Genomic DNA, 22694 nt, shown 5'->3' with positions numbered 1-22694 from the left:
ATGGCAGTCCTGAGCTCCTCCCTCCCGCCGGTGCTGCGCCGCAAGCGCCGGCGGGAGCGGGCCCGCACCCTCGCGTTCCTCTCCCCCTGGCTGGTCGGCTTCGGCGTGTTCTTCGCCTACCCGCTGGTCTCCACCGTCTACTTCTCCTTCATGCGGTACGACGGCTTCGCCCCGCCGACCTTCACCGGCCTGAAGAACTGGGACTACGTCCTCACCAAGTACCCGTTCTTCTGGCAGGGGCTCGGCAACACCCTGTGGCTGGTCGCGGTGATGGTCACCCTGCGGGTCGCCTTCGGCCTCGGCATCGGCCTGCTGATCACCAAGGTGAGAACCGGCGCCGGCTTCTTCCGCACCGCCTTCTACCTGCCCTACCTGGCCCCGCCGGTGGCCGCCACGATGGCCTTCGCCTTCCTGCTCAACCCCGGCACCGGCCCGGTCAACCACCTGCTCGGCGAGCTCGGCCTGCCGCAGCCCGGCTGGTTCACCGACCCGGCCTGGTCCAAGCCCGCACTGACCCTGCTGGCGATGTGGGGCGTCGGCGACCTGATGGTGATCTTCATGGCGGCGCTGCTGGACGTCCCGCGCGAGCAGTACGAGGCCGCCGAGCTGGACGGCGCCGGGTCCTGGCAGAAGTTCCGCTACGTGACCTTCCCGAACATCACCCCGATCGTGCTGTTCGCCGTGGTCACCGGCGTGATCCAGACCATGCAGTACTACACCCAGGCGATCGTCGCCGGGAAGGTCGCCAGCGGCGTGATCGGCGGCTCCGGCCAGCAGTTCGAGCCCGGCTACCCGCACGGCTCCACCTGGACCCTGCCGCAGATGGTGTACAGCCTCGGCTTCCAGCGCTTCGACACCGGCTCGGCGTGCGTGGTCGCGGTCATCCTGTTCGCCCTCTCGATGGCCTTCACCTCCCTGCTGCTGCGCCGCCGCGCCGGCTTCCTGAACGAGGAGTGAGCGCGATGACCACCATCACCGCCCCGGCCCGCGCCGCCCGCGCGACCGCCGCCCCCGCGATCCGCCGCCGCGCGCTGCTCAACTGGGTGGCCGTCCACTCGCTGGCCGTCGCCGCCGCGCTGTTCTTCCTGCTGCCCTTCGTCTTCGTGTTCCTGACCTCGGTGATGAGCGACCAGCAGGCGCTCACCTCCGAGCTGTGGCCGCACGAGTGGCGCTGGGGCAACTACGCCCAGGTCTGGCGGACCCCCGGCTTCCTCACCTGGTGGCGCAACACCCTGCTGTACGCCGGGCTGGGCACCCTGCTGGTCGTGGTCTCCAGCGTCCCGGTGGCGTACGCGCTCGCCAAGTTCCGCTTCCGCGGCCGCAACCTCGCCCTGATGGCGGTCATCTCGATGATGATGCTGCCGCCGCAGGTCACCGTCATCCCGATGTACCTGTTCTGGGCCAAGCAGCTGCACCTGACCGGCTCGCTCTGGCCGCTGATCATCCCGATGGCCTTCGGCGACGCGTTCACCGTCTTCCTGCTGCGCCAGTTCCTGCTGACCATCCCCAAGGAGTACGTGGAGGCCGCCCGGATCGACGGCTGCGGCGAACTGCGCACCCTGCTGCGGGTGGTGCTGCCGATGGCCAGGCCGGCGATCGCCGCGGTCGCGCTGTTCCAGTTCTTCTACTGCTGGAACGACTACTTCGGCCCGCAGATCTACTCCAGCGAGAACGAGGGCGCCTGGACGCTCAGTTACGGCCTGGAGTCGTTCAAGGGCGCCCACCACACCAACTGGAACCTCACCATGGCGGCCACCCTGCTGGTGATGGCGCCGGTCATCGTCCTGTTCTTCTTCGCCCAGAAAGCCTTCATCGAAGGCGTCACACTCACAGGAGTCAAAGGCTGATGTCTGCACTGAAGTTGGCCATCGTCGGCGGTGGATCCACCTACACCCCCGAACTGATCGACGGCTTCGCGCGGCTGCGGGACACCCTGCCGATCGGCGAACTCGTCCTGATCGACCCGGCCGCCGACCGGCTGGAGCTGATCGCCGGCCTGGCCCGCCGGATCTTCGCCAAGCAGGGCCACACCGCGACCGTCACCACCTCGGTGGACGTCACCGCCGGCGTCCAGGGCGCCGACGCCGTCCTGCTCCAGCTGCGGGTCGGCGGCCAGGCCGCGCGCAACGAGGACGAGACCTGGCCGCTGGACTGCGGCTGCGTCGGCCAGGAGACCACCGGCGCCGGCGGCCTCGCCAAGGCGCTGCGCACCGTCCCGGTCGTCCTGGACATCGCCGAGCAGGTCCGCCGGGCCAACCCCGACGCCTGGATCGTCGACTTCACCAACCCGGTCGGCATCGTCACCCGCGCCCTGCAGACCGCCGGGCACAAGGCCGTCGGCCTGTGCAACGTGGCGATCGGCTTCCAGCGCAAGTTCGCCGCCCACCTCGGCGTCGACCCCGAGCTGATCCGCCTCGACCACGTCGGCCTCAACCACCTCACCTGGGAGCGCGGGGTCACCCTGCTCGACGCCCCCGGCGCCGCCACCGGCCGCGAGGTGCTGCCCGACCTGCTCGCCGGCCACGGCGAGGAGATCGCCGCCGACCTGCACCTGCCGCTGCCCGTCGTCCGCCGGCTCGGCGTCGTCCCCTCGTACTACCTGCGCTACTTCTACCAGCACGACCAGGTCGTCGCCGAGCTCAAGGAGAAGGGCTCCCGGGCCGCCGAGGTCGCCGCCATCGAGAAGCAGCTGCTGGAGATGTACGCCGACCCCGCCCTCGACACCAAGCCCGAACTCCTCGGCAAGCGCGGCGGCGCCTTCTACTCCGAGGCCGCCGTCCAGCTGATCGCCGCCCTGCTCGGCACCGGCGGGCAGAAGAGCGTCCAGGTGGTCAACACCCGCAACGACGGCATCCTGCCCTTCCTCCCCGACGACGCCGTCGTCGAGGTCCCCGCCGAGGTCGACGCCACCGGCGTCCGCCCGCTCCCGCAGCGCCCCGTCGAACCGCTCTACGCCGGACTGATCGCGAACGTCACCGCGTACGAGCACCTCGCCCTGGAGGCCGCGCTCGAGGGCGGCCGCGACCGGGTCTTCGACGCCCTGCTCGCCCACCCGCTGATCGGCCAGATCGACCTCGCCGACCGGCTCACCGACCGGCTGATCGCCCACAACCGCCAGCACCTCGGCTGGGCGTGACCACCCACATGACCGCCACGCACCACCCTGGGGGGACGCACCGATGACCAGACCGCACCCCGAGCACCTCCCCGGCGTCCTCGCCATCGACGCCGGCAACAGCAAGACCGACGTGGCCCTCGTCTCCACCGACGGGCGGGTCCTCGGCACCGCCCGCGGCGGCGGCTTCCAGCCGCAGGCCAACGGCGTCGAAGCGACCGTCGGCGCACTCGCCCCGCTCGTCCGCGCCGCCGCCGCCCAGGCCGGCCTGCCGGCCGACGGCCCCGTCGCCGCCCACGTCAGCGCCTGCCTCGCCAACGCCGACCTGCCCGTCGAGGAGCAGCGCCTGCACGCCGAGATCGCCGCCCGCGGCTGGGCCCCCAGCACCGCCGTCGCCAACGACACCTTCGGCCTGCTGCGGGCCGGCACCGACGGTCCGTACGGCGTCGCCGTGGTCTGCGGCGCCGGGATCAACTGCGTCGGCCTGCGGCCGGACGGGCGGACCGCCCGCTGGCCCGCGCTCGGCACGCTGACCGGTGACTGGGGCGGCGGCGGCGGACTCGCCTCCGAGGCCATGTGGCACGCCACCCGCGCCGAGGACGGCCGCGGCGGGCCCACCCTGCTCTCCACCATGATCGGCGCGCACTTCGGCCTGCCCGGCGCCGTCGCCGTCGCCGAGGCCATGCACCTCGGCGACCTCGACCCGGGCCGGCTGCACGAGGTCTCCCGGGTGCTCTTCGCCGCCGGCGAGGCCGGCGACCCGACCGCGCTGCAACTGATCGACCGCCAGGCCGACGAGATCACCCGCTTCGTGACCGTCGCCCTCACCCGGCTCGACCTGATCGGCGAACCCGTCCCGGTCGTCCTCGGCGGCGGCGTCCTGGCGTCCCGTCAGCCCCTGCTGATGGACAACCTGCTGGCCCGGCTCGCCGCCGCGGCCCCGCTCGCCGAACCCCGCGTCGTCGTCGCCCCGCCCGTGCTCGGCGCCGCCCTCCTCGGCCTCGACCACCTCGGCGCCGGGGCCGCCGCCCAGCACCGCCTCCGCGACGCCTACCCCAGCGTCCACCCGGTAGCCGCCTGACGCCGACCCCCGATCCCCCGCCGCCGCGCGTCCGCACCGGGTCCGCACACCCGACCGGCCGCGCGGCGGCGGGCCCACATAGTAGAGTCCCCGGAATGATCACCCGGGGGAAGTGGATGACCAAGCGGCAGCGCCGCCAACTGGCTTGGAGCCTGCGGGGGGTGGCGCTGCTGGCCGTGCTGGCCTACCTGCCGGGCGGGCGGGCCGCGTCGGACGGCGGACGCGTCCGGGTCGAGGCCTGGTTCAACCATCCGCTACTGCTGGTCGGCGGCGCGACAGCGCTGGTCGTGGTCTCGCTGGTGGTCGAACTGGAGTTCCGCACCAAGTGGTCCCAGATCGGCTGCGCGGCGCTCCTGGCCCCCCTGGTCCTCGCGGGCGCACTGGTGGTCTTCCTGGCGCTCGCCCTGTCCGGCGGCACCGACCAGCTGGAGCGGCTCACCTCCCCGGCGCGCCCCGACCGGCTGGTGACCGTCACCAACATCGACTTCATCGACCCCGTCTACCAGATCGAACTCCGGGCCGGCACCGGCTGGTCCGAACGCCACTGGGACCTGGGCGTGTTCGCCGGTTACGGCTACAGCCGCACCGAGTGGACCGGCCCCAACGAGATCACCGTCGTCCGCGAGGATTCCCGCACCGTCTACACCCTCGACCCGGCCACCGGCCGCCCCGACGAGGGACGGAAGGTGTCGCGGTGACCGTGACGACGGCCGAACGACGCCGCCGGCTCCCCTGGGTCCTCCAGGGTGCGGCGCTGCTGTCGCTCCTGCTCCTGCTGGTGGGCGCCCTGGCCTGCCGTCAGGGCGGCCTGGACCTGGTGAAGCTCCTGTTCTTCCACCCGGTGGTCCTGCCCTCGGTCGCGATGGCGGCCGCCATCGCCGCGCTCTCGGTGGGGGCGAAGGACCGGACCACGCGGGCGACCGTCCCGGCGGGGATCCTGGCGACCCTCTGCGGCCTGGCCCTGCCCGCCGCCCTGGTGCTGGCGTTCTTCGTCCGCGACGGGGATCCCCTCGGCCGGGAGAGCGCCCCCGGCCGGAACGACCGGGGGGTGGAGGTGGGCAACGTCGGCCTCACCCCCGACCCGAAGCACCACATCGTGCTCCACACCGGTGCCGGGTGGTCATCCCGGCACTGGGACCTCGGCGTCTGGCACGACGACCTGGGCTTCGAGAGCGCCGCCTGGACCGGCCCCGACGAGCTCACGCTGACCTTCTACGACTTCCTGCTGGTCTACACCCTGGACCCGGCCACCGGCCGCCCGGACGAGGGCCGGAAGGTGCGGCGGTGACCGGGCGTCGCGGCACGTGGCTCGTCCGGGCGCTCGGAGGGCTGGCACTGGTTCCGGTGCTCGCCTACGGGGCGGGGCTGCTGGCCTGCGCCGACGGCGGGCTGGTGCGGGTCGATGCCTGGTTCCACCATGCGGCCGTGCTGATGGCGGCACCGGTGGTGGCGGCCGCCGCGATGTTGCTGGAAGTGCGTCGTCGGCCCGGCTGGGGGTTCGAGCAGGGCTCGATCGTCGTCTCGGTCGCCGTCGCCTCGACGGTCACGCTCTGGGGCCTGACCCTGCTGATCGGCGGCCACCGGGCGCCCGTCGAGCAGCACTCCGCCGCCGACCGCTCCGGCCGGACGGTGACCGTGACGGACGTCTCCCACGTCCTCGGCCCGCGGTACCTGGTGGAGGTGCGGACCGGCGACGGCTGGTCCGCCCGGCACTGGGCCCTGGGCACCGAGTGGGACGAGGAGGCCCTGGAGGGTGTGGCCTGGACCGGTCCGAACGAGGTCACGGTCACCGGTTGGCGGTCGCTCCTCGTCTACCCCCTGGACCCGGCCACGGGGCGGCCCGGGGAGCCGCGACGGGTGCCTCGTTAGGCGGTGCCCATGTCGGGGGTGCGGCCGCGGAAGGTGCGGCGGTACTCGCGGGGGGCGACGCCGACCCGGCGGGTGAAGACGGGGCGGAGGGAGACGGCGGAGCCGAAACCGCAGCGGACGGCGATCGCGTCGACCGGCAGGTCGGTCTCCTCCAGGAGCCGCTGGGCGGCGAGGACGCGCTGTTCGAGGAGCCAGCGCAGCGGCGGGGTGCCGGTGGCCTCGGCGAAGCGGCGCGCGAAGGTGCGTTCGGACATGACGGCCTCGCGGGCCATCCGGCCGACGGTCCACGGGCTGTCGAGCGCGGCCAGGACGGCGCCGCGGACGGCGGTCAGCGGGTCGTCGCGCTCGGCGGCGGCGGGGACGGGCGAGGGGATGAACTGGGCCTGCCCGCCGGTGCGGAAGGGCGCGGTGACCATGGAGCGGGCGATCTCCGCGGCGGCCTGCTGCCCGTGCGCGGTGCGCACCAGGTGCAGGCACAGGTCGATGCCGGCGGCGACCCCGGCCGAGGTCCAGATCCGGCCGTCGCCGGTGAACAGGACCTGCGGGTCGACGTGGACGGCGGGGTGGCGTTCGGCGAGCCGGTCGGCGAGCCACCAGTGGGTGGTGGCGGTGCGGCCGTCGAGCAGTCCGGCGCCGGCGAGCAGGAAGGCGCCGGCGCACAGCGAGGCGATCTGCGCGCCGGCCGCGTGGGCGGCGCGGACGGCGTCGAGCAGGGCGGGGTCGAACGGGGCCAGCGGGTCGGCCATGCCGGGGACGACGACCAGGTCGCAGCGGGTGAGCGCGTCGAGCCCGGCGTCGGGGACGCGTTCCAGGCCGCCGGTGAGCGCGACCCGGGCGCCGGGCGGTCCGCAGACCAGCAGGTCGAAGCCGGGCAGGCCGGGCCGGGCGGCCCGGTTCGCCCAGACCTCGGTGATGACGGCGTAGTCGAAGGCGCGGACGCCGTCGAAGATCAGGCAGCCAACGGTGCGCATGGCAGGAATGTATCGATGGTGGGCTCTTCCGCCTCTCACCGGCCCCGGCCGCGGGCTCGCAGGATGGAGCCATGACGAACACCAGCGCATTCGACGCCCCGCTCCAGCTCGCCGCCGACGCCGTCCTGATCATGATCGACGTCCAGCAGGGCTTCGAGGACGCCGCCTTCTGGGGCGAGCGCGACAACCCGCAGGCCGAGGCGAACATGGCCGCGCTGCTGGACGCCTGGGCGGCGACCGGCCGGCCGGTCGTCACCGTCCAGCACGGCTCTCCGGGCGGCCCGCTCCAGCCGGGCACCCCGGGGTACGAGCTGAAGCCGGTGGTGGCCGGGGCCGCGGCGGACCTGCACATCACCAAGACCGTCAACAGCGCGTTCTACGGCACCCCGGACCTGCACGCGTGGCTGCAGGCCCGGGGTGCCACCCAGCTGGTGGTGGCCGGGATCATGACCAACGTCTGCAACGAGACCACCGCCCGGATGGGCGGCAACCTCGGCTACGACGTGGTCTTCCCGACCGACGCGATGCACACCTTCGCGATGGCCGGGCCGGACGGCGTGCCGATCCCGGCCGAACAGCTGGCCCGGGCGACCGCGGCCGTCCTGCACCGGATGAGGTTCGCCAAGGTGGTGACCACCGGGGACGTGCTGAAGGCCGCTCAGGCCTGAGCCCCCGCCCCGGCGGCGGACCCGGTGGCGGACCCGGTGGATTCCGGGCCGCCGCCGCCGGCTTTCGATCGAGGCGTCCTCGACCGCCGTTCCCGGGGCCCCGTGCAGGTGGTCGCGGACCCAGGCTCAGTGCAGGTGGTCGCGGACCCAGGCGGCGAGGACCTTCGCACAGCCGTCGACCGACTCCCGCCAGGTCAGGTCGGCGCCCTCGCCGGCCTCGTCGCTGACGTGCTTGACCAGCCGGACCGGCACCTCGGCGCGGCGCGCGACGGTGGCGATCGCGTAGCCCTCCATGTCGACCAGGTCGGCGCTGAGCGCGAGCCGGTCGCGGGCGGCCGGGTCGGAGACGAACAGGTCGCCGGTGGCGAGGGTCGGCCCGCCGCCGGCCCCGAGGTCGATCGGCGCGCCGTAGGTGCGGCCGGTGAGCGCCTTCAGGACCGGGGTGTCGAGGTCGTGCTGGAGCACGTTCGCCACCTCGTGGGTGCCCTCCCAGCCGGGCTTGAGCGCACCGGCGGTGCCCAGGTTGACGACCTGGGACGGCAGTTCGCCGCAGGCCAGCACGGTGGCCAGGGCGGCGGTGGCGTTGATCTTCCCGATGCCGGTGAGCAGCACGGGCAGCCGCTCGTCCAGATGGGCCGCCTCCTCGCGGACGGCGACGACGAGCAGCGGGCGGTCCGGTGAGACGGTTCCGATGAGGCGCATGCCGCCATGCTACAAATCCGTCCGGCGCCCGCCGCGGTCGGAACCGGACGCCGTCGACGGGCGTCGCCGCTCTCGGAACGCCTGCGGAACATCGCGGAACGCCGACACGGAACAACGCTGAACAACCTCAAGTCCGGCACAACTCACGTGTGATCGTCAGCGCCCGCCGCCATACTGCTGCTGCGGGCCGAGGCCCGCTCCGAGGGGCGGGCCACAGGGGAGGGTGGGCGGTGGGAACACCGGTAATCACGCAGAAGCAGGGGGCCGTTGCGGGGCTTCCCGCGCAGGCGGGGCGGCAGCCCGTGCCGCGCGGGCCGCGCGGCGCGCTGGGCCGGCTGCGGTCGCAGGCGCAGACCCCGCCGGGCCGGCTGCGGCTGGCGGGCGGGGTGCTGGCCGCGCTGGTGCTGCTGTTCGGCACGGTCGCGGCCTGGCAGGTGGCCGACCGGGCGGTGGTGGCCTCGCAGGTGGTGTCGCACAGCCAGCCGCTGAGCCAGGACGCGGCGGAGATCTACCGCTCGCTGGCGGACGCGGACACCACCGCCGCGGGCGGCTTCCTGCTGGCCGGGGCGGAGCCGCCGGAGATCCGCAAGCGCTACCAGGACGACCTGGCGACCGCGGCCCGGTTGCTGGCGCAGGCCGCGGCGCGCACCGGGTCGTCCCCCGAGGCGCAGCGCTCGGTCGCCGAGCTCAACCAGCAACTTCCGCGGTACGCGGGCCTGGTGGAGACCGCCCGGGCGAACGACCGGCAGGGCCTGCCGCTCGGCGGCGCCTACCTGCGGTACGCCTCGAAGCTGATGCAGCAGACCATGCTGCCGAACGCGCAGAAGCTGGTCGACGCGGAGGCGGAGCAGCTGGACCGGGACCAGGAGACGGCGAGCGCCTACCCGCTGGTGGCGCTGCTGCTGGGGCTGCTGGCGCTCGGGGCGCTGGCCCGCTACCAGGTGGTGCTGTTCCGGCGGACCAACCGGGTGTTCAACGTGGGTCTGGTGGGCGCGAGCGCCGCGGTGCTGGTCGCCGTGGTGTGGCTGGCCGCCGGGTCCGCGGCCGCCGGGTCGGCGCTGGCGGACAGCCGGCAGACCGGCTCGCGGCCGCTGGCCGAGCTCAACCGGGTCCGGATCTCGGCCCTCCAGGCGCACGCGGCGGAGAACCTCAACCTGGTCGACCGGGGTTCCTCGGACACCTACTCCAAGGCCTGGAAGACCCTCGCCGACCCGCTGAACGGTCCGTCCCGCCAGCCCGGTTCGGTGGCGTGGGCGTCCGAGGTGGCGCCGAGCGGGGCGAATGCCGCGATGACCGAGGCCGGCAAGCAGTTCGCCGCCTGGCAGAAGCGCCACCAGGCAGCGGCCGACCAGCAGGCGTCGGGCGACTACGACGCGGCGCTGAGGGCGACGCTGAGCGCCACCGGCGGGGACACCTCGGACGCGGCGTTCAAGGCGATGGACGAGCAGTTCGGCAAGGCGGCGGCGGTCGAGCAGGGCCGCTTCGAGGCGGCGGCGTCCGGGGTGGGGGGCTCGCTGGAGCTGCTGGCCGTGGGCGCGGCGGTGCTGGCGGTGGGCGCCGCGATCGGCGTGGTCCGGGGCGTGGGCCGCCGGCTGGCGGAGTACCGGTGAGGGGGACGGGAACGATGAGGCGTACGAGGATGCGGACGGTCGGGGCCCGCGCGCTGGTCGCGGCCGCGGTGCTGGGGGCCGGGGTGCTGGGCGCCGGCACCTCGCAGGGTGCCGGGGGCACGCGGCCCGCCGCCGTGGTGGAGCAGGCCGCCGAGGGGGCGCTGCAGGCCGACGACAACTGCGACCTGGCGGCCAGCCTGCCGCCGGCCAAGAACGTCGGCGCGAAGATCCGCAAGATCCGCGAACGCGGGTCGCTGGTCGTCGGCGTGGACCAGAACAGCTTCAACTGGGGCTTCCGCGACCCGCAGTCCGGCCGGATCGAGGGCTTCGACATCGACCTGGCGAGGGCGATCGCCAAGTCGGTCCTGGGCGACCCGAACAAGGTGACGCTCAAGGCCCTGCCGACCGCGCGGCGGATCGACGCGATCAAGGCGGGCGAGGTCGACATGGTGGTGCGCACCATGACGATCACCTGCGACCGGAAGAAGGAGATCTCCTTCTCGGTGCCGTACTTCCGGACCTCGCAGCAGCTCGCCGTGCCCGGCTCGTCCACCGCGAAGTCCTTCACCGAGGCGCTGCGCGGCAAGCGGGTCTGCGCGGCCGAGAACTCCTCCACCCACCTGGAGCTCAAGCGCGACAGCCGGGGCGCCAGCGAGATCAGGACCACCGACAACCAGCTCGACTGCCTGGTGCTGATGCAGCTCGGCGAGGTGGACGCGACCTTCACCGACAGCGCGCTGGCCGCCTCCCAGCTCGCCCAGGACCGCACCATGCGACTGATCCCGGAGACCGTGCTGCCGAGCTACATGGGCATCGGCATGAACCAGGCCGACACCGACCTGGTCGCGTGGGTCAACCAGGTGGTGGCCGAGTGGCGGGCCGACGGCGGCTGGCGGGCCTCCTACGACCACTGGCTCGCCTCCACCATGGGGTCACCGGACGGCTACCTGCCGTAGCGGGCCGGTACCGGCGTCACGTCCCACTCCACCATCCGGGAGACTCTGAGCCGACAGGCCGACAGGCCGACCATCCGTCAGTACCGCACGGACCGAGAGAGGGAGGGACCCGCGTTGGCAGGAACGGCCGGCCCGGTGATGAACCGGGAGGAGGTGGACCGCGCCCTGGCCCGCCTGGGCGCGGAGCGCGACGCCGTGGAGGCGGCGCTGCTCGCCCTGCAGGACCACCCCGGCCGGCGGCTGCTGGAGGGCGCCGCGCTGTCCGGGCGGACCCAGGAGCGCTGGGCGGTCGCCGAGCAGGGCCTCGGGCTGCTGTGGTCCCTGTTCGACCGGTACTCGGAGGCGCTGGCCTCGGCCCGCGCGGTCCGGGCCCGGCGCGGGCGTCCCGGCAGCGCCGAGCTGGCCGAGCTGAGCGAGCTGCTCACCGGCGCCTCGGTGACCGTCTCCGGCGGCCAACTGCCGGACGCGGCGGGCCGGCTGGGCGCCGGACCGGCCCGGCTGGTCGAGCGGGTCGGCCTGGACGAGCTGATGGAGCGGATGAACGGCTGGTACGCCGTGGTGCTGGAGGTGGTCAACGCCGTCGACGCGGTGTGGTCCGCGCTGCCCGCCCGGATCGACCTGCTGCTCGCCGAACTGGGCCGGGTCCAGATGCTGGCGCTGTCGGTCGGGGTGCGGCCCGGCAGCCACCCGCTGGCCGACGACCTCGCCGGGCTGGCCTCGGAGTTGACCGCGCTGCGCGCCGAGGTGCTGGCCGATCCGCTGGCGCTGTGGCGGCCCAGCCGGGTGCCCGCCCAGCGCGGCACCGCCCCGGAGGCGCCCGCCCCGGCCTCGCCGACCGGCGCGGTGGACACCACCGGCTTCGACCGGGCCGGGCGGCAGCTCGACGACGTCCGGGTCGAGCTGGAGGGGTTGCTGCGGCTGCGGGACGAGTCCCACGAGCGGCTGCAGCAGGTCGGCGACCTGCTGCAGCGGGCCGACGCCACGCTCGCCGAGGCCCGGCGGGCCCGCGGCGAGGTGCTGGCGAAGATCGCCTCGACCGAGGTGCCGGCCGTGCCCGGGCCCGCCTCGGCGCTGCGCGAACGGATCGTGCAGGCGGTGGAGTTCCAGCAGACCGGCCAGTGGCACCGGCTCGGGCCGCTGCTGGACACCCTGGAGGACTCGGCCGCCAAGGAGCTGGCCCGGGCTCGGCACTCGCTGACCGAGGTGGCCCAGCCGCTGGCGGTCCGCGCGGAACTGCGCGGCCGGCTGGAGGCGTACAAGGCGATGGCCGCCCGGCGCGGCCTCGCCGAGGACCCGGTGGTGGTGGAACGGTTCGAGAAGGCCCGCTGGCTGCTGTGGAGCGCACCGTGCGACCTGCGGGCGGCGGCGGAGGCGGTGGCCCGCTTCCAGCAGGCCCTGCGCGCGCCCGAGCGGCACCCCGGGCAGCAGGACATCCAGGACGGACAGGGGGAGTGAATCCGATGGCTCAGGCGTGCACCAGGCCGGACTGCACCGGTCAGGGGGAGATCGACGAGGACGGGTACTGCACCGAGTGCGGCCTGGCGCCGCTGCCGGTGTCCACCGTCGCGGGGGGCACGACGGGCAGCGTCGCGAGCAGCGCGACAGGCAGCGTCGCGAGCAGCGCGACAGGCAGTGGCACGGGCGTCCCGGAGGGGGCGGGCGGGCCGTGCGTCCACTGCGGGGGGACGATCGACGGGGACGGCTACTGCGAGGAGTGCGGGCTGGCCGCCGCGCCCGCCGCGGCGGTGCCCGCGGCCCGCCGCTCGCCCGACTCGGCCCGGGTCTCCGGGACGTCCGGTTCGGTGCGGTCCTCGTCCGTGCGCTCCGGCGCCAACCGCTCCACCCGCACCGGCAGCGGCCGTTCGGTCTCGGTGCGCAACTCCCGCGGCGGCACCGGCACCACCCGCCGGGGCAACCTCGGCGCCGGGCTGGTGACCGTCCCGCCGGTGCCGACGCTGGACCCGGCGAAGGCCGTCCTGGCCGACCCGGAGGTGCCGGAGCGCAAGCGGTTCTGCTCCAAGTGCGACAGCGAGGTCGGCCGCGGCAAGAACGGCGCCCCGGGCCGCCCGGAGGGCTTCTGCACCAAGTGCGGGACGCCGTACTCCTTCTCGCCGAAGCTGAGCCGCGGCGACCTGGTCGGCGGCCAGTACGAGGTGATGGGCTGCATCGCGCACGGCGGCCTGGGCTGGATCTACCTGGCGGCCGACCGCCGGGTGAACGACAAGTGGGTCGTCCTCAAGGGCCTGCTGGACACCGGTGACGAGGACGCGCTGGCCGCCGCGGTGGCCGAGCGGCGCTTCCTGGCCGAGGTGGACCACCCCAACATCGTCCGGATCATCAACTTCGCCGAGCATCCGGACCCGCGCACCGGCACGGCCGACGGCTACATCGTGATGGAGTACGTCGGCGGCAAGTCGCTCAAGGACATCGCCAACGAGCGCCGCACCCCCGACGGCCGGCGCGACCCGCTGCCGGTCGAGCAGGCCATCGCGTACGCGCTGGAGGCGCTGCCGGCGCTCGGGTACCTGCACAGCCGGGGCCTGGTGTACTGCGACTTCAAGATCGACAACGTGATCCAGAGCGACGACTCGCTCAAGATCATCGACATGGGCGCGGTCCGCCACCTCGACGACGACGGCCCGATCTACGGCACCCACGGCTACCAGGCCCCGGAGATCGCCACCGACGGACCGTCCGCCGCCTCCGACCTCTACACGGTCGCCCGCACCCTCGCCGTCCTCACCTTCGACTTCCCGGACTACGCCACCGCCCGGCGCCACCAGCTGCCCGGGCCGGACGAGGTCCCGCTGCTGGCCCAGTACGAGTCCTACTACCGGTTGCTGGTCCGGGCCACCGACCCCGACCCGGCCCGCCGCTTCTCCTCCGCCGAGGAGATGGCCGACCAGCTCACCGGCGTGCTGCGCGAGGTGCTGGCCCTCCAGGACGGCCGGCCCCGGCCTGCCGCCTCCACCCTCTTCGGACCGGAACTGCGGGTGGTCGACACCGAACTGGCCGTCGAACCGCTCGACCCGGTGGCCACCGCGCTGGCCCTGCCGGTCCCGCGCGTCGACCAGGGCGACCCGAACGCCGGCTTCCTCGCCGCGCTGCTCGCCACCGCGCCCGCCGACGCCCTGGCCGCACTGGCCGCCGCCCCCGCCGACTCCCTCGAACTGCGGCTGCGCCGCCTGCGCGCCCAGCTCGAACTCGGCGACGCCGAGGCGGTCGAACTGACCCTCGCCGCACTCGAGACCGACCACCCCGGCGACTGGCGGGTGGTGTGGAGCCGCGGCCTGTGCGCCCTCGCCGACGGCCGCGCCGACGAGGCCGCCGACTCCTTCGACGCGCTCTACGACGCCTTCCCCGGCGAGGCCGCCCCCAAGCTGGCACTCGCCGTCTGCGCCGAACTGCTCGGCCAGCACGAGGACGCCACCGCCTTCTACCGGCTGGTCTCCAGCACCGACCCGACCTACGTCAGCGCCGCCTTCGGCCTGGCCCGGGTCCGCCTGGCGGTCGGCGACCGCCCCGGCGCGGTGGCCGCCCTGGAGGGCGTCCCGGAGGTCTCCGCCCACTTCACCGCCGCCCGGATCGGCACCGTCCGCGCCCGGCTGCGCGGCCGCACCGCCGAGGAGCCGCTGGGCCCCGAACTCACCCGCTGCTCCGACCAGCTGACCGCGCTCGCGCTGGACGACCGGCGGCGCGAGGAGCTCTCCGTCGAGGTGCTGGACTCCGCGCTCGGCTGGGTGCTGGCCGGCACCCCCGGCGACCCGTCCGCCACGCGCACCGTCCTCGGACATCCCGCGGCGGAGCGGGAACTGCGCCTCGCCCTGGAACACTCCTATCGAGTGTTGGCGCGGTTGTCCGACCGGGCCGAATCCAGGATCGAGATGGTGGAGCGGGCGAACCGGGCCCGCCCGCGAACGTGGGTGTGAGCGATGCCGCAAGTGACCGAGTGCCCGAACTGTGCCGAACCGCTGGACCCGGAGGACGCTTTCTGCGGGGCCTGCGGGGCCGACCTCAACAGCCCTCCGAGCGGGCCGCCCAGCGGACCGCCGACGGTCGAGGCCACCCTGGCCGCCGAGCTGCCGAGCGTCCGTGACGACGCGTCGGCCGCTCCGGCCGGGCCCGGTGCCGGGGTCGGGGTCGGGGTCGGCCAGGACGGATCCGCCGCGCCGTCGGGCGCAGCGGTGTGCGCGCACTGCGGGGCCGACCAGGTCGCCGCGGACGGCTACTGCGAGGCGTGCGGCCAGTCCCAGCCCAAGCCCCGCGACCACCAGGAGCGTTCGCTCACCGGCGTGGCCGGGGTCAGCGACCGGGGCCTGCGGCACCACCGCAACGAGGACGCCTTCACCATCGCCGGCACCTCGCTCCCGGACGGCGAGCAGGCCGTGATCGCGGTCGTCTGCGACGGCGTCTCCTCCTCGGCCCGCCCCGACGAGGCCTCCGCCACCGCCGTGGACGCCGCCTCCGAGTCACTGCTGACCGCGCTCGAGCAGGGCACCGACCCGGTGGCCGCCATGCGCACCGCGATCGGCACCGCCGCCCGGGCGGTCACCGACCTGGCGTACGACGGACGGACCCCCGCCAACGAGTCCGGCCGGCTGAACGCCCCCGCCTGCACCTACGTCAGCGCCGTCGCCGCGGCCGGCCTGGTCACCATCGGCTGGGTCGGCGACACCCGGGCGTACTGGATCCCGGACGACCGGGAGACCGCCGAGCCGTACCGGCTGACCGAGGACGACTCCTGGGCCGCCCGGATGGTCGCGGCCGGCTACCTGAGCGAGGCCGAGGCGTACGCGGACCCCCGCGCCCACGCCATCACCGGCTGGCTCGGCGCCGACGCCGAGGAGCTGGTCCCGCACACCGTCAGCTTCACGCCGCACGTCCCGGGCGTCCTGCTGATCTGCACCGACGGCCTGTGGAACTACGCCGAGGCCGCCACCGACCTGGCGTTCTTCGTCCGGGCCGACGCCCGCACCCAGCCGCTGGCCGCCGCCCGCGCGCTGGTCGACTTCGCGGTCGCCGCCGGCGGCCACGACAACATCACCGTCGCGGTGCTGCCGATCACCCCGCGCACCGAGCCGCAGTCCCACGAAGCCACCCTGCTGGACCTGCCGGTCCAGCAGCCCCGGCACGACGGCCACGCCGCCACCCTGCCGGACCGCCCCGCCTACGCACCCGGATCCTCCACCCACTGACAGGAGCTCTTCCGCATGGCCTCGCTGTCCCGGCCCGACCGTCCCCGGTTCGACGTCGACGTCTTCCAGAATGAGTACCTCGCCGAGGGATCGCGGGAGGTCAACGCGATCGTCACGGTCACCGCCACCGGCGGCGGCACCACCGGGGGCCGCCCGATCGGCCGCCCGGCCGGCCCGCTCGACGGGGCGGCCGGGGCCGACGCCGCCGTGGTCATCATGATCGACTGCTCCGGCTCGATGGACTACCCGGCCAGCAAGATGCGCAACGCCCGGGAGGCCACCGCGGTCGCCGTCGACACGCTGCGCGACGGCGTCGCCTTCGCGGTGGTCGCCGGCACCCACGAGGCGGTCGAGATCTACCCCGGGCAGGGCCGTCTGGCGATAGCCGACGCCGCCACCCGCGCCCAGGCCAAGGAGGCGCTGCGCAAGCTCAAGCCGAACGGCGGCACCGCGATCGGCACCTGGCTCAGCAAGGCCCAGCAGTTGTTCTCCTCGATGCCCGCCGCCGGAATCCGGCACGGCATCCTGCTCACCGACGGCAAGAACGAGCACGAGAAGGCCACCGACTTCCAGGCCGCCCTCGACCGGGTCACCGGCGTGTTCACCGCCGACTGCCGCGGCGTCGGCACCGACTGGGAGGTCGCCCAGCTGCGGCAGATCTCCTCCGCGCTGCTCGGCACCGTGGACATCGTCGCCGAGCCCGCCGACCTGGCGGACGACTTCCGCGCGATGATGGCCGGCGCGATGAGCAAGCAGATCGCCGACGTCGCGCTCAAGGTGTGGACGCCGGCCAACGCCTCGGTCAAGTACGTCAAGCAGGTCGCGCCCTCGGTCGAGGACCTCACCGCCCGGCGGACCGAGGCCGGCCCGCGCGCCGGGTTCTACCCGACCGGGCACTGGGGCGACGAGAGCCGCGACTACCACGTCAGCGTGGAGGTGCCGGCCGCCGCGGTCGGCAACGAGATGCTCGCCGCCCGGATCAGCCTGGTGCTGCCGCAGCCCGACGGCACCGAGGAGGTGCTCGGGCAGGGCCTGGTCCGCGCCGTGTGGACCGACGACCTGGCCAGCTCCACCCGGATCAACGCCCAGGTCGCCCACTACACCGGGCAGGCCGAGCTCGCCTCCTCGATCCAGGACGGTCTCGCCGCCCACCGGGCCGGCGACGTGGACACCGCCACCGCCCTGCTCGGCCGGGCCGTCCGGCTCGCCCACGCGGGCGGGAACGACGGGACGCTCAAGCTCCTGCAGAAGGTGGTCGACGTGGTCGACGCGAAGGAAGGTACGGTTCGGTTCCGGAGGAACGTGAACGAGGCCGACTCGATGGCGCTCGACTCGCGCTCCACCGTGACCGTACGCGTGAAGAAGAAGTGACCCGGAGACCCTCCGGGGAGCCCGGACCTGCTGGAAAGTGGGGGACCTGATGCCGATCTGCCCTAGGGGCCATGAGTCGCAGGCCGAGGACTGGTGCGACTTCTGCGGCTTCCCGATGACTCCGCCGCCCGGCCTCCACGTCCCGGGCACCCCTCCCCCGCCGCCCGCGCCGCCGGGGCCGCCGCCGACCGCGCCGTCGCTCTCGGTGCCGGACCTCACCGCCGGCCTGGTCACCTGCCCGATCTGCCGGACCCCGCAGACCGGGCGGTACTGCGAGGAGTGCGGGTACGACTACGCCCTCGCCCCCTCGCCGCCGCCGTCCGTCCAGCCGCACCCGCCGGCCCCGGTCCCGCCCGCACCGGCGCCGCAGCCCGGACCGATGCAGCAGCACCAGCCGCCGCAGCACCAGGCACCGCAGCCGCCGCACGCGCACCAGGCACCGCAGCAGCACCAGCAGCACCAGCCGCCGCAGTCGCCGTACGGGTTCGAGAAGCCCGGTTTCGAGTCCGGCCCGCCGACCGGTGCGCCCGCGCCGAGCGCCCCGTCGCACGGCGGTTACCCGGGGACGGGCGGCTTCCCGCCGTCCGGCGGCTTCCCGGAGACCGGTGGTTTCCCGGACGGTGACGGCTACGAGCGGACCGGCCCGGTCTACGCCCAGCCCGGCGAGGAGTTCGGCACCTCTTTCCGGCTGGCGCCGCCCGGCGCTCAGACGCCCGCGCCGCCCGCGCCGCCCGCCCCTCCGGTCCGCACCAACTGGATCGCCGTGGTGACCGCCGACCGCGACTACTTCACCGAGATGATGTCGCGCAGCGGTCCGGAGGCGGCCGCGCTGTTCTTCCCGCCGTACTGCCCGGAGCGGCGGATCCCGCTCACCGGGCGCGGCGAGCTCCAGATCGGCCGGCGCAGCCAGAACCGCGGCACCGTGCCGGACATCGACCTCTCCGTGCCGCCGGAGGACCCGGGCGCCTCCCACGAGCACGCCGTCCTGGTCGAGCAGGGCGACGGCAGCTGGGTGCTGGTCGACCGCGGCTCCACCAACGGCACCTGCCTCAACGGCAGCCCGGACTCGGTGCGGCCGCACACCGCGATCCCGCTGAACGACGGCGACCGGATCCACGTCGGCGCCTGGACCACCATCACCCTGCACCGGGCCTGACCCACCGTCACACCCCGGTCACCGTCGGCCGCCCGGACCACCGTCCGGGCGGCCGCCTTGATCTCGGTTGCTCAAAATTCGCACAAGCGACCTGCACCGATTCCACCCGAACCCCTACTGTCATCCGCATGACTGAAGCAATATCCGCTGACGGAATCCGGAAGCGGTACGGGGATGTCCAGGCCGTCGACGGGGTGTCACTCTCCGTCCGGACTGGCGAGTTCTACGGGATCCTGGGGCCCAACGGCGCCGGCAAGACCACCACGCTGGAGATCCTGGAGGGGATCAGGGAGCCCGACGAGGGCCGCGTCGAGCTGCTCGGCATGAAGCCCTGGCCGCGCAACAAGGCGCTGCTGCCGCGGATCGGCGTCCAGTTCCAGGCGTCCGCCTTCTTCAACAAGCTGACGGCCCGCGAGACGATCCGCACCTTCGCCTCCTTCTACGGCGTCGGCCCCAAGCGGGCGGACGCGATGCTGGAGCGGGTCGGCCTGACCGAGTCCTCCGCCGTCCTGACCGACAAGATGTCCGGCGGCCAGGCCCAGCGCCTGTCCATCGCCTGCGCGCTGGTGCACGACCCGGAGCTGGTCTTCCTGGACGAGCCCACCACCGGTCTGGACCCGCAGGCCCGCCGCAACCTCTGGGACCTGCTGCGGGACATCAACGCCGAGGGCCGCACGGTGGTCCTGACCACCCACTACCTGGACGAGGCCGAGGTGCTCTGCGAGCGCGTCTCGGTGATGGACCACGGGAAGGTGCTGAAGACCGGCGCGCCCGCCGCGCTGGTCCGCGAGATCGACGACACCGTCCGGGTCAGCGTCGAGTCGGGGCTGCTCACCGCCGCCCGGGCCCGCGACCTGTTCACCGAGGCCGGCGCCGAGGTCGCCAACCTGGAGGACAACGGCGTCACCCTCGCACTGTCCACCCGCGTCCCCGCGCCCGTCCTGTCGGTGCTGGCCGAGCAGAACGCGCTGCGCGGCCTCGAGGTGCGCGGCGCCACCCTGGAGGACGTCTTCCTCCAGCTGACCGGACGGGAGTACCGGGCATGACCACCACCTCCGCCCCCTCCCGCCCCGCCGTCACGCCGCCCGAGCGGCCCGGCGGGGAGCGGGGCAACGCGTTCACCGGGCTGTCCCGGGTGATGCTGCTGGGCTTCGTCCGCGACCGCGGCGCGCTCTTCTTCACGATGATCATGCCGCTGATGTTCCTGCTGCTCTTCGGGGCGCTGTACAAGAGCGGCGGCACCTCGCACCTCAAGATCGCCGAGGTCGGCCAGGTGCAGCTGCTGGACGCGGTCAAGGGCCAGCAGGACGGGCCGCTCGCCGCGCTGGAGATCACCCAGTACTCGGACGAGTCCGCGGCCCTGGAGAAGGTCCGCAAGGGCGAGCTGGACGGCGTCGTCAAGCAGGGCCAGGACGGCCGGATCGCGGTCCGCTACAGCCAGGCCGACCAGGTCAAGGCGGGCACCGTCCAGGGGATCATGAACGGCCTGGTGCAGGCCGCCAACCAGGAGGCCTCCGGCGTCAAGCCGGCCTTCGCCCTCGACCTGGAGCAGGTCGAGGACAAGTCCCTCAAGCCGATCCAGTACCTCACCCCGGGCCTGCTCGGCTACGCGGTGGCGATGGGCGCGGTGTACGGCGCCTCCTTCACCCTGGTCAGCTGGCGCAAGAAGCGGGTGCTGCGGCGCCTGCGGCTGGCTCCGGTGTCGCCGGGCATGGTGGTCGGCGCCCGGGTCGGGGTGAGCGTCCTGGTGGCGCTGGCCCAGACCGGCCTGTTCCTGGCGGTCGCCACCCTGCCGTTCTTCGGGCTGAAGCTGACCGGCCACTGGTGGCTGGTGCTGCCGCTGGTGCTCTGCGCGACCATCGCCTTCATGTCGATCGGCCTGGTCACCGGCGCCGTGTCGAAGAGCGAGGAGGCCGCCAACGGCCTCAACCAGATGATCATCCTGCCGATGTCGTTCCTGGGCGGCGCCTTCATCCCGCTGGACTTCGCCCCGGGCTGGCTGCAGACGGTCTCGCACGCGATGCCGCTGCGCTACCTGACGGTCTCCGCCAAGTCGGTGCTGAGCCAGGGCGGCGGCCTGGTGGACGTCCTGCCGGCCATGGGCGGCCTGCTGGTCTTCGCCGCCGTGATGTCGCTGATCGCCTGGCGCTTCTTCAACTGGGACGACGCGTAACCGTCGCCCCGCCGCGGTGCGGACGCGGTGCGGTCGTACGCCGAAGGTCTCGGTGTACGACCGCACCGGCGTCTGCGACCATGGACGGGTGACTGATTCCGGGCGGCAGACGCTTCAAGAGGAGACCTTCTTCGACCAGGTCGGCGGCGAGCCGACCTTCCGCAAGCTGGTGCACCGCTTCTACCAGGGCGTCGCCCAGGACGAGCTGCTGCGCCCGATGTACCCGGAGGAGGACCTCGGCCCGGCCGAGGAGCGCTTCGCACTGTTCCTGATGCAGTACTGGGGCGGCCCGCGCACCTACAGCGAGGAGCGCGGCCACCCGCGGCTGCGGATGCGGCACGCGCCGTTCCGGGTCGACCGCGCCGCGCACGACGCCTGGCTCAAGCACATGCGGGTGGCGCTGGACGAGCTGGAGCTGCCCGAGGCCGACGAGCGCCAGCTGTGGGAGTACCTCACCTACGCCGCCGCCTCGATGATCAACAGCGCCTGAGCGAGCCCGCGGCACCGCCGGGGCGGGGAACGGCACGGCCCCGTACGGCCAGACCCGCTCAGCCGAGCGCGCTGAGCCCGAGCCCCGCGCCGGGAGCCGCAGTGGCCCGGACCGCCACCGAGCCGAGCGGCGTGCTGAGCCGCAGCCAGCCGCCCTTGCGGTGCACGGTCAGCGGCGCGCCGGGCGGCAGGAATCCCATCACCTGGGCCGCGTGCGCGGCCCGCAGCGGCAGCGCCGGCACCGCCGTGACCGGCCGGGACCAGATCTCGTCGGCGAGCGCGTCCAGCACCTGACGGCTGCGGTGGTGCTCCGGGACGGCTTCGCTGCGATCCTTGAACTCGCCGATGGCCGTGGCCAGTTCGGTCCGCACTTCGGCGGTGGGCGGCTCGGCGAGCAGCTCCCAGCCGCTGCGCGGCGGGAGCAGGCCGGCCCAGGCGGGGCCGGTGACCGGCGCCGGGAGGCCGAGCGCGCCGGCCTTCTCGTCGACGGACTCCAGCAGCTGTCCGGCCGACACCGTCCGGTCGACGGCCCCGACCGGCCCGGCGAGGCCGGCCGTGCGGATCGCCAGGGCGCCGGAGCCGCCGAGCGGCAGCCGCCCGAACAGCGCCAGCACTCCCCCGTCCGCGCCGCGCGGCACGGCCTGCAGCCGCACCGCGGCCGCCCGGTCGAAGCGCAGCAGTCGCGTCAGGAAGGCGGCCAGGACGGTGGCCTCGCCCGGGTCGGCGAGGCGGAGGCTGGTGGCGGTCACGGGGGTTCAGCTCACTCGGGTCGGCGCGGTGGGCCCTGCGGGCGCCACGGGCGCGCGGCAGGGCCGCGGAGAACGGGGACGGCGGCCTCAGGCCGCGACGGCGGCCGGCACCTCGTCCATGAACCGGCTGAGGAACTCCTTCTCCACCGGGCTGATCCGCCGCGGCCGGCCCTCGGCCAGGTCGTAGGGGACCACCACGGTCGAGGCCCGGACGTAGACCGTCTCGGTGCCGTCCTCCGCGGTGTCCTTGATCTCGTAGGAGACGGTCAGCGAGGCGCCGCCGATCTTGGTGACCCAGGTCTCGACGGTCACCGGCTCGGGCCGGTGGACCAGCGGACGCTTGTAGTCGATCTCGTGGCGCGCCACCACCGAGCCGCCCGCGAACTCCCCCGCACCGGCCTCGGCGGCCTGGGTGAACATGAAGTCGATCCGGGCCTCCTCCAGGTAGCGCAGGAAGACCACGTTGTTGACGTGGCCGAAGGCGTCCATGTCGGACCACCGGAGGGGGCAGGCGTAGATGTGGCGGGCCACGGGTGTTCTCCTCAAACCTTGATTACCCGCAAGTAGCTTACGGGCGGCGGCCCGGCAG

Annotated in this window: 22 protein-coding genes; 18 read left to right on the top strand and 4 right to left on the bottom strand. The window is 74.0% G+C overall.

Annotation, left to right across the window (positions count from 1 at the left end; translation table 11 throughout):
* From ABEB06_RS26270 to ABEB06_RS26240, 7 genes are all read left to right on the top strand, one after another.
* On the top strand, positions 1-957 hold the full coding sequence (locus ABEB06_RS26270; RefSeq protein WP_345699353.1) for a carbohydrate ABC transporter permease: 957 nt from the start codon (positions 1-3) through the stop codon (positions 955-957).
* Between the two features lie 5 nt (positions 958-962).
* Positions 963-1847: a carbohydrate ABC transporter permease gene (locus tag ABEB06_RS26265; RefSeq protein ID WP_345699352.1), complete on the top strand. Its 885-nt coding sequence runs from the start codon at positions 963-965 to the stop codon at positions 1845-1847.
* 8 nt (positions 1848-1855) lie between these two features.
* Positions 1856-3136, top strand: a complete 1281-nt coding sequence (locus ABEB06_RS26260) for a 6-phospho-beta-glucosidase (protein WP_486334168.1) — start codon at positions 1856-1858, stop codon at positions 3134-3136.
* A 43-nt stretch (positions 3137-3179) separates the two neighbouring features.
* Positions 3180-4196 (top strand): N-acetylglucosamine kinase, encoded by a 1017-nt coding sequence (locus tag ABEB06_RS26255; protein ID WP_345699350.1) that lies wholly within the window; start codon positions 3180-3182, stop codon positions 4194-4196.
* 95 nt (positions 4197-4291) lie between these two features.
* Positions 4292-4894 (top strand): hypothetical protein, encoded by a 603-nt coding sequence (locus tag ABEB06_RS26250; RefSeq protein ID WP_345699349.1) that lies wholly within the window; start codon positions 4292-4294, stop codon positions 4892-4894.
* Positions 4891-5484 carry a hypothetical protein gene (locus ABEB06_RS26245; protein ID WP_345699348.1) on the top strand — a complete coding sequence of 198 codons (594 nt, stop codon included), beginning with the start codon at positions 4891-4893 and terminating at the stop codon, positions 5482-5484. Before ABEB06_RS26250 ends, ABEB06_RS26245 begins: the two co-directional genes overlap by 4 nt.
* Positions 5481-6065: a hypothetical protein gene (locus ABEB06_RS26240; protein WP_345699347.1), complete on the top strand. Its 585-nt coding sequence runs from the start codon at positions 5481-5483 to the stop codon at positions 6063-6065. The genes ABEB06_RS26245 and ABEB06_RS26240 overlap by 4 nt, the downstream gene beginning before the upstream one ends.
* Here ABEB06_RS26240 and ABEB06_RS26235 read toward each other — a convergent pair.
* Entirely contained in the window at positions 6062-7036 is a 975-nt protein-coding gene (locus ABEB06_RS26235) for a GlxA family transcriptional regulator (RefSeq protein WP_345699346.1), read from the bottom strand. The two genes, ABEB06_RS26240 and ABEB06_RS26235, sit on opposite strands and share 4 nt — an antisense overlap.
* Positions 7037-7107: 71 nt before the next feature.
* Here ABEB06_RS26235 and ABEB06_RS26230 point away from each other — a divergent pair, with 71 nt between their 5' ends.
* A complete protein-coding gene (locus ABEB06_RS26230) occupies positions 7108-7704 on the top strand; it encodes a cysteine hydrolase family protein (RefSeq protein ID WP_345699345.1) in 597 nt (198 codons plus the stop codon).
* Between the two features lie 126 nt (positions 7705-7830).
* Here the strand turns inward: ABEB06_RS26230 and ABEB06_RS26225 are convergent, their stop codons facing one another.
* Entirely contained in the window at positions 7831-8406 is a 576-nt protein-coding gene (locus tag ABEB06_RS26225) for a nucleosidase (protein ID WP_345699344.1), read from the bottom strand.
* Between the two features lie 230 nt (positions 8407-8636).
* Between ABEB06_RS26225 and ABEB06_RS26220 the strand changes: the two genes are divergently transcribed.
* The 10 genes from ABEB06_RS26220 (at position 8637) to ABEB06_RS26175 (ending at position 21357) form a co-directional block, all read left to right on the top strand.
* Positions 8637-10016: a hypothetical protein gene (locus ABEB06_RS26220; RefSeq protein WP_345699343.1), complete on the top strand. Its 1380-nt coding sequence runs from the start codon at positions 8637-8639 to the stop codon at positions 10014-10016.
* Positions 10017-10030: 14 nt separating this feature from the next.
* Positions 10031-10972, top strand: coding sequence for a glutamate ABC transporter substrate-binding protein (locus ABEB06_RS26215; protein ID WP_345699342.1), 942 nt, complete (start codon positions 10031-10033; stop codon positions 10970-10972).
* Positions 10973-11110: 138 nt separating this feature from the next.
* Positions 11111-12427, top strand: a complete 1317-nt coding sequence (locus tag ABEB06_RS26210) for a hypothetical protein (RefSeq protein ID WP_345701993.1) — start codon at positions 11111-11113, stop codon at positions 12425-12427.
* Positions 12428-12432: 5 nt separating this feature from the next.
* A complete protein-coding gene (locus tag ABEB06_RS26205; RefSeq protein ID WP_345699341.1) occupies positions 12433-14901 on the top strand; it encodes a tetratricopeptide repeat protein in 2469 nt (822 codons plus the stop codon).
* A gap of 3 nt (positions 14902-14904) precedes the next feature.
* Entirely contained in the window at positions 14905-16167 is a 1263-nt protein-coding gene (locus ABEB06_RS26200) for a PP2C family protein-serine/threonine phosphatase (protein ID WP_345699340.1), read from the top strand.
* Positions 16168-16182: 15 nt separating this feature from the next.
* A complete protein-coding gene (locus ABEB06_RS26195; RefSeq protein WP_345699339.1) occupies positions 16183-17538 on the top strand; it encodes a vWA domain-containing protein in 1356 nt (451 codons plus the stop codon).
* Positions 17539-17587: 49 nt separating this feature from the next.
* The gene (locus tag ABEB06_RS26190; RefSeq protein ID WP_345699338.1) at positions 17588-18694 is read left to right on the top strand and encodes an FHA domain-containing protein; all 1107 of its coding nucleotides are present in this window, start codon (positions 17588-17590) and stop codon (positions 18692-18694) included.
* Between the two features lie 128 nt (positions 18695-18822).
* Positions 18823-19740, top strand: coding sequence for an ABC transporter ATP-binding protein (locus ABEB06_RS26185; protein ID WP_345699337.1), 918 nt, complete (start codon positions 18823-18825; stop codon positions 19738-19740).
* A complete protein-coding gene (locus ABEB06_RS26180) occupies positions 19737-20867 on the top strand; it encodes an ABC transporter permease (protein WP_345699336.1) in 1131 nt (376 codons plus the stop codon). The genes ABEB06_RS26185 and ABEB06_RS26180 overlap by 4 nt, the downstream gene beginning before the upstream one ends.
* An 88-nt stretch (positions 20868-20955) precedes the next feature.
* Positions 20956-21357 (top strand): globin, encoded by a 402-nt coding sequence (locus ABEB06_RS26175; protein WP_345699335.1) that lies wholly within the window; start codon positions 20956-20958, stop codon positions 21355-21357.
* A 58-nt stretch (positions 21358-21415) separates the two neighbouring features.
* Here ABEB06_RS26175 and ABEB06_RS26170 read toward each other — a convergent pair whose 3' ends face one another.
* The gene (locus ABEB06_RS26170) at positions 21416-22105 is read right to left on the bottom strand and encodes a DUF8185 domain-containing protein (RefSeq protein WP_345699334.1); all 690 of its coding nucleotides are present in this window, start codon (positions 22103-22105) and stop codon (positions 21416-21418) included.
* 87 nt (positions 22106-22192) lie between these two features.
* Positions 22193-22636 (bottom strand): acyl-CoA thioesterase, encoded by a 444-nt coding sequence (locus ABEB06_RS26165; RefSeq protein ID WP_345699333.1) that lies wholly within the window; start codon positions 22634-22636, stop codon positions 22193-22195.
* Positions 22637-22694: the final 58 nt, after the last annotated feature.

The sequence above is a fragment of the Kitasatospora terrestris genome, from assembly GCF_039542905.1.
In the GTDB taxonomy this organism is placed as follows: Bacteria; Actinomycetota; Actinomycetes; order Streptomycetales; family Streptomycetaceae; genus Kitasatospora; species Kitasatospora terrestris.
This window is presented reverse-complemented; position numbering and strand designations above follow the sequence as displayed.

Bases quoted from the DNA above. Each gene is read 5' to 3' on its own strand.
- ABEB06_RS26180 (WP_345699336.1), top strand. From the start codon at position 19,737: ATGACCACCACCTCCGCCCCCTCCCGCCCCGCCGTCACGCCGCCCGAG.
- ABEB06_RS26265 (WP_345699352.1), top strand. From the start codon at position 963: ATGACCACCATCACCGCCCCGGCCCGCGCCGCCCGCGCGACCGCCGCC.
- ABEB06_RS26230 (WP_345699345.1), top strand. From the start codon at position 7,108: ATGACGAACACCAGCGCATTCGACGCCCCGCTCCAGCTCGCCGCCGAC.
- ABEB06_RS26205 (WP_345699341.1), top strand. From the start codon at position 12,433: ATGGCTCAGGCGTGCACCAGGCCGGACTGCACCGGTCAGGGGGAGATC.
- ABEB06_RS26200 (WP_345699340.1), top strand. From the start codon at position 14,905: ATGCCGCAAGTGACCGAGTGCCCGAACTGTGCCGAACCGCTGGACCCG.
- ABEB06_RS26195 (WP_345699339.1), top strand. From the start codon at position 16,183: ATGGCCTCGCTGTCCCGGCCCGACCGTCCCCGGTTCGACGTCGACGTC.
- ABEB06_RS26225 (WP_345699344.1), bottom strand. From the start codon at position 8,406: ATGCGCCTCATCGGAACCGTCTCACCGGACCGCCCGCTGCTCGTCGTC.
- ABEB06_RS26235 (WP_345699346.1), bottom strand. From the start codon at position 7,036: ATGCGCACCGTTGGCTGCCTGATCTTCGACGGCGTCCGCGCCTTCGAC.
- ABEB06_RS26190 (WP_345699338.1), top strand. From the start codon at position 17,588: ATGCCGATCTGCCCTAGGGGCCATGAGTCGCAGGCCGAGGACTGGTGC.
- ABEB06_RS26215 (WP_345699342.1), top strand. From the start codon at position 10,031: ATGAGGCGTACGAGGATGCGGACGGTCGGGGCCCGCGCGCTGGTCGCG.
- ABEB06_RS26210 (WP_345701993.1), top strand. From the start codon at position 11,111: ATGAACCGGGAGGAGGTGGACCGCGCCCTGGCCCGCCTGGGCGCGGAG.
- ABEB06_RS26255 (WP_345699350.1), top strand. From the start codon at position 3,180: ATGACCAGACCGCACCCCGAGCACCTCCCCGGCGTCCTCGCCATCGAC.
- ABEB06_RS26270 (WP_345699353.1), top strand. From the start codon at position 1: ATGGCAGTCCTGAGCTCCTCCCTCCCGCCGGTGCTGCGCCGCAAGCGC.
- ABEB06_RS26185 (WP_345699337.1), top strand. From the start codon at position 18,823: ATGACTGAAGCAATATCCGCTGACGGAATCCGGAAGCGGTACGGGGAT.
- ABEB06_RS26250 (WP_345699349.1), top strand. From the start codon at position 4,292: ATGATCACCCGGGGGAAGTGGATGACCAAGCGGCAGCGCCGCCAACTG.